Source organism: Corynebacterium sp. (assembly GCF_012837295.1).
Lineage (GTDB): Bacteria > Actinomycetota > Actinomycetes > Mycobacteriales > Mycobacteriaceae > Corynebacterium.
In genome coordinates this window covers 1-6047 of sequence record NZ_DURI01000279.1, presented here as the reverse complement: position 1 = coordinate 6047, position 6047 = coordinate 1, and the positions used below count along the sequence as shown (strand labels likewise).

4 protein-coding genes are annotated in these 6047 nt (G+C 71.6%); all 4 read left to right on the top strand.

The features are described 5' to 3' along the window. A partial coding sequence (locus tag GX015_RS09100) for a PD-(D/E)XK nuclease family protein (RefSeq protein ID WP_291344542.1) occupies window positions 1-1787 on the top strand: 1787 nt, incomplete at its 5' end. Window positions 1788-1789: 2 nt separating this feature from the next. Continuing rightward, window positions 1790-2875 (top strand): TrkA family potassium uptake protein, encoded by a 1086-nt coding sequence (locus GX015_RS09095; RefSeq protein WP_291344540.1) that lies wholly within the window; start codon window positions 1790-1792, stop codon window positions 2873-2875. After that, window positions 2862-4985 carry an ATP-dependent DNA helicase UvrD2 gene (locus GX015_RS09090; protein WP_291344539.1) on the top strand — a complete coding sequence of 708 codons (2124 nt, stop codon included), beginning with the start codon at window positions 2862-2864 and terminating at the stop codon, window positions 4983-4985. The genes GX015_RS09095 and GX015_RS09090 overlap by 14 nt, the downstream gene beginning before the upstream one ends. Before the next feature lie 42 nt (window positions 4986-5027). Continuing rightward, window positions 5028-5699, top strand: coding sequence for an NAD(P)H-binding protein (locus GX015_RS09085; RefSeq protein WP_291344537.1), 672 nt, complete (start codon window positions 5028-5030; stop codon window positions 5697-5699). Window positions 5700-6047: the final 348 nt, after the last annotated feature.

Below are 6047 nucleotides of genomic sequence, written 5' to 3'. Positions count from 1 at the left end.
GCGCCCGCCAGCTCGCCCGCTACGCCCGCGACGGCGACGAGGACGCCGACGAGGTCGACGGCCCCCTGTCCGCCCTCGACGCGGATCTCGCGCGGGTGGCCCGCGAGCGCGCGACGCCGCCGACCGGCCTCGGGCACGCGGTGGCGGACCCGGCCCTGAACGACGAGGGCCCGGCCGCGCCGGGCTACTCGGACGAAGGCCGTCGGCGGATCGCGGAGCTGTCCGCGGCGCTGCGCAACCTGCGGCGGTTCTCGCTGCGGAAGCCGCTGCCGGAGCTCATCGCCGACGTCGAGGAGGCCTTCGGCATCCGCATCGAGGCGGCGGCCGGACTCGGCCCGGGAACGGTCCACCTGGACAGGTTCACCGAGGTCGCGGCGGACTTCTCACGGAGGGTCGGCGGGGAGCTGGCGGCGTTCCTCGGTTACCTGGACCGGGCGGCCGCCCACGACAAGGGCCTGGAACCCGGCAAGACCCGGATGAAGGGCGACCGCGTGGAGATCATGACCGTCCACAAGGCCAAGGGCCTCGAGTGGAACGTCGTGGCGGTGCCGCACGTGTGCGCGTCCGTGTACGACGAGGTCATGGTGGACACGTGGCTGACCAAGGCCCAGCTGCTGCCCTCCGACGTGGTGGCCGGCGGCGAGTCCGGCGATGGCGCGCCCGTGCTGGACACCTCCGGGGCGGAGCATCAGGGCGAGGTGGTCGCGGCGCTCGACGAGCACAAGGCGGAGTACCGGGCCGCCAAGATCGCCGAGGCCGACCGCCTCTTCTACGTCGCCGTCACCCGCGCAGAGGACACGCTGCTCGTCTCGGGGTGCCAGCGGTTGACGCCGGGGCGGAAGAAGCCCGACGGCCCGTCGGAACATCTGGCGTCCCTGCGCGCGCTGCGCCCCGACGCGGTGGAGACCTGGGTCGACGCCGCCTCCGATGACCCGCTGCCCATCCCGGATGCGGAGGGGGTGGCCTGGCCCGCCGCGCCCGATGTCGCCCGCCGCGCCGTGCTCGAACGGGGTGCGGAGCTGGTCCGGGCGGGCGCCACCGCGGAGTCCGCCCCCATCGACGGCGACATTTCCCGCGTGTGGGAGGACGAGGTGTCCATGCTCCTGGAGGAACGCCGCCGCGCCCGCGCCGAGGCGGTCTCGGTGCCCATGCCGGTGCAGCTGTCCACCAGCGAGTACCAGGCCCTGCGCGCCGATCCGGAGGCCTTCGCGCGCCGGCGGGCCCGGCCCCTGCCGTACAAGCCGAATCGTTTCGCGCGTCGCGGCACGGCTTTCCATGCCTGGTTGGAGAACCGTTTCGGTTCGGCGGTTTTGCTTGACGACGACGACCTGTTCGCCACCGTCGACGGGGACGGCGAAGGGGTGGACGTGGCCGTCGAAAAGCTCAAGGAGCGGTTCTCGGAGAGCGAATGGGCGGATCGCACGCCGGAGTTCGTGGAGGAGCCGTTCGACATCGGCGTCGGCGGCCGGCGCATCGTCGGCCGCATCGACGCGGTGTTCCGCATCGACGGGCGGTGGATGGTCGTCGACTGGAAGACGGGGCGGCGGCCGGTCGGGGAGAAGGCCCGGCAGGCGGCGCTGCAGCTGGCGGTGTACCGCATCGCGTGGGCGGACCGGCGCCGGGCCGCGGGCGAGGACGTCGAACCCGGGGACGTGCGGGCGGCGTTCCACTACATCGCCGAGGGCGTCACCGTGGAACCGTCCGGGCGGGACCTGCCCGACCGGCTAGAGTTGGACGAGGCGATGCGCGAGCTCGTCGCCGACACGACGACGGGGAAAGGTGACTGACGGTGCGCGACAAGATCCGCGATCGGTTCGGCGCCGACATCGAGTTGGACGACCTGCCGGACCACGCCCTGCTGGGCGTCATCCGCATGCCCGAGGCCGCGCGGCGGGGCCCGTGGCGGCTCATCGTGCGGCGGCTGAGCTACGCGCTGGCGATGCTGCTCATCGCGGCGATCGTCGTGTACGTCGACCGCCGCGGGTACTCCGAGCACCTGACGTTCGTCGACGCCCTGTACTACTCGGCGGTGTCGCTGTCGACCACCGGTTACGGCGACATCGCGCCGGTGACGGAGCGGGCCCGCATCCTGAACATTCTGGTCATCACCCCGCTGCGCGTGGTGTTCCTGGCCCTCTTGGTCGGCACGACCCTGACGGTGCTGACGGAGGAGTCCCGCCGGGCACTGCAGATCCAGCGTTGGAGGAAGCAAATGCGCAACCACACCGTCGTCATCGGCTACGGCACCAAGGGCCGGTCCGCCATCGCGGCGCTGCTCGCCGACGGCACGGACCCGTCGCAGATCGTCGTCGTGGACAAGGACCAGCAGGCGCTGGAGCAGGCCAGCGTCCGCGGCCTGGTCACCGTCCACGGGTCCGCCACGAAGGGCGACGTGCTCAAACTCGCCGGCGTGCCGCGGGCGCGGTCCGTCGTCGTCGCCCCGAACAAGGACGACACGGCGGTGCTGGTGACCCTGTCGGTGCGCGAGATCGCCCCCGGCGCGACGATCGTGGCGTCGGTGCGCGAGTCGGAGAACCGCCACCTGCTCACCCAGTCCGGCGCCGACCAGGTGGTCATCTCCTCCGAGACCGCCGGCCGCATGCTCGGCCTGGCCACCGTCACCCCGTCGGTCGTGGAGATGATGGAGGACCTGCTCAGCCCCGACGAAGGCTTCTCCGTCGCGGAGCGCCTGGTCACCGAGGAGGAGATCGGCGCCAACCCGCGCCACCTGGCGGACATCGTGCTGGGCGTCGTGCGCTCCGGCGAGCTGTACCGCATCGATTCGCCGGAGTGCGAGTCCGTCGAGCCGGGCGACCGGCTGCTGTTCGTCCGCCGCGTGCTCAAGGAGGAAGCCGATCCGGATGCCGTCAAGTAACCCCGCTTTCAGTGGGGCCATCGCCCTCGACCCGGACCAGCTCGAGGCGGCCACCGCGCCGCTGGGGCCCGTGTGCATCCTGGCGGGCGCCGGCACCGGCAAGACCCGCACCATCACGCACCGCATCGACCACCTGATCCGGTCGGGGTTCGTGCAGCCGCAGAAGATCCTCGCCGTGACGTTCACGGCGCGGGCGGCCGGCGAGATGCGCGACCGCCTCACCGCGATGGGGTCGACGGGCGTGCAGGCGCGGACGTTCCACTCCGCGGCGTTGCGCCAGCTTCGGTACTTTTGGCCGCAGGTCGCCGGGGATCTGCCGTGGCGGCTGCTGGACAACAAGTTCTCCGTCGTCGCCCGAGCCGTGCGCGCCACCGGCCTGGACTCCGGCAAGGAGACCATCCGCGACGTCATGGGCGAGATCGAGTGGGCGAAGGCGTCGCTGGTGACCCCCGAAGGTTATGCCGCGGCCGTCGACGAGCGGGGCCGCGTCGCGCCCGTGCCCGCCGACAAGCTGGCCAACGCCTACCGGACGTACGAGGACATGAAGACCTCGCCCGATGGCATGCTGCTCGACTTCGACGACCTGCTGCTGCACACCGCCGGCGCCATGGAGAATTCGCGGGCGGTGGCGGAGGAGTTCCGCGCCCAGTACCGCAGCTTCGTCGTCGACGAGTACCAGGACGTCACCCCGCTGCAGCAGCGGGTCCTCGACGCGTGGCTCGGCGATCGCGACGACCTCACCGTCGTCGGCGACGCCAACCAGACCATCTATTCGTTCACGGGCGCGACCCCGGAGTACCTCATGGGCTTCTCGCGCCGTTTCCCGGACGCCACCGTCGTGCGCCTGCAGCGCGACTACCGTTCGACGCCGCAGGTGGTGCACTTGGCCAACGAGGTCATCGGCAAGGCGAAGGGCCGGCTCGCCGGTTCGCGCCTGCAGCTGGTCGGCCAGCGCCCCGACGGCCCGGAACCGGGCTACACCGAGTACGACGATGAACCGCAGGAGGCGCGGATCGTCGCCAAGCAGATCCGCAGGCTGATGGATGCCGGGGTGCCGGCCTCCGAGATCGCGGTGCTCTACCGCGTCAACGCGCAGTCGGCCGTGTTCGAGCAGGCGCTCAGCGAGGCCGCGATCCCGTACCAGGTGCGCGGCGGCGAGGGCTTCTACCAGCGCCCGGAGATCAAGCAGGCCGTCGCGGAGCTCATCCGCGTGGCGCGGCGGCCGGACGTCGCCACCACCGGAGACGGTTCGACGGGTACGACCGGAGAGGCGCTGGTCGGCCGGAAGCTGTCGTCGCTGGTGCGGCAGACGCTGGTGCCGCTCGGCCTGACCAAGGAAGAGCCCGAGGGCGCGCAGGCCCGCGAGCGCTGGCAGTCGCTGGGCGCCCTGGCGGATCTGTGCGAGGAACTCGTCCACGCCGATCCGGAGCTGCGCATCGAGGGCCTGCTCGGCCAGCTGCGCACCCGCCAGCAGGCGAAGCAGCCGCCGACGGTGCAGGGCGTGACCCTGGCCAGCCTCCATGCGGCGAAGGGCCTGGAGTGGGACGCTGTGTTCCTCGTCGGGCTCACCGACGGCAACATCCCCATCCAGCACGCGCTCAAAAAGGGCGACGACTCCCAGGACGTCGAGGAGGAACGGCGGCTCCTGTACGTCGGCGTCACCCGCGCCCGCGAGCACCTGGAATTGTCGTGGTCGCTGTCGCGGCAGGAGGGCGGCCGCCGCACCCGCCGCCGCAGCCGCTTCCTCGAGGGCCTCGACGTTCCCGGCCTGGTCGCGGCCCCCGCGCCGCAGCCGTCGAAGAAGAAGCCCACCACGTGCCGGACGTGCGGCGGCCGCCTGGCCACGAACGCGGAACGCATCATCGGCCGCTGCTCGTCGTGCCCGTCGGACGTCGACCCGCAGCTGGTGGAGACCATCCGCGCCTGGCGCGCCGAGACCGCCCGCGAGATGTCGGTGCCCGCCTACGTCGTCTTCTCCGACGCCACGCTCGCCGCCATCGCCGAGGCCCGCCCCTCCGAGCCCGCGGAGCTGCTGGCCGTGCCGGGCATCGGTCCCGTGAAGGTCGAGAGGTTCGGGGCGCAGCTGCTGGCGTTGATCGCGGCGTCGTAAAGCGAAAAAGCGGGACCCGCGCGGCGTCGGTAGCGTGGGGCCATGCGAATCCACATCATCGGTGCACATGGAAAAGTCGCGCTGCGGGCGCTGCCGTTGCTGGCGGCCGCGGGGCATGAGGTCGTCGGGGTGATCCGCAATCCGGAGCACGCCGACGAGGTGGAGGCGACCGGTGCGCAGCCGCACGTCGTCGACATCGAGCGGCTCGACGCCGGCGGGTGGTCGGCGCTCCTGGAGGGGACGGACCTGGTCGTGTGGTCGGCGGGCGCCGGCGGCGGTGATCCGGCGCGCACGAAGGCCGTCGACGAGGTCGCCGCGATCGCGTCGATGGACGCCTGCCCGCGCGAGGCGGGTTACGTGATGGTGTCGTACTGGGGCGCGCGGCCCGATCACGGTGTGCCGGAGGACAATGCGTTCGTTCATTACGCCGACGCGAAGGCCGCCGCCGACGAGCATCTGCGCGGGTCGGGGCTGCGGTACGTCATCCTGAAGCCCGGGGCGCTCACCGAAGAGCCCGCCGGCAACGTCTTCGTCGGCGACGATGCCGCGGAGGTTCCGGAGGGCGTGGAGCGAACCACCGCCCGGGCGACCGTCGCGGCCATGATCGCGCACGTCGTCGGCCGTTTCGACGAACTCGCCGGTGAGCGCGGCCGCGAGATCGCCTTCCTTGACGGCGATGCGCCGCTCGGCGAGGCCGTGTCCGCGCAGGGCTAGCCGCGTCAGTCGGGCCCGCACCTGCCGCACCTGCGGCGGTGCGGGCCTTTCGCGTCTGTGCTTGACGACGTGCCGGCGGGTTCGTGGGAGGTGTGGTGTTTCGTGGCGCCGTGGGACCGTTCGGCTCGTCGTCGGCGCCCGTCAGCGCATCGCCGAATCCGTGCCCGCTGGCACGTGACCTCTACCTCATGGGGCGCGCCGTTCGTAAATGTATGCGATCACATGTGGTGGAACATTGAACGGTGCGAATGGTGCTCGTGGTGCATAAAGTCGCCGAAACGTTGCCTCGCGTTCGATTGCGTGGCGGTCGAACACCTGTATCATAGTAAGTGAGGTAAGGAAGCAAGT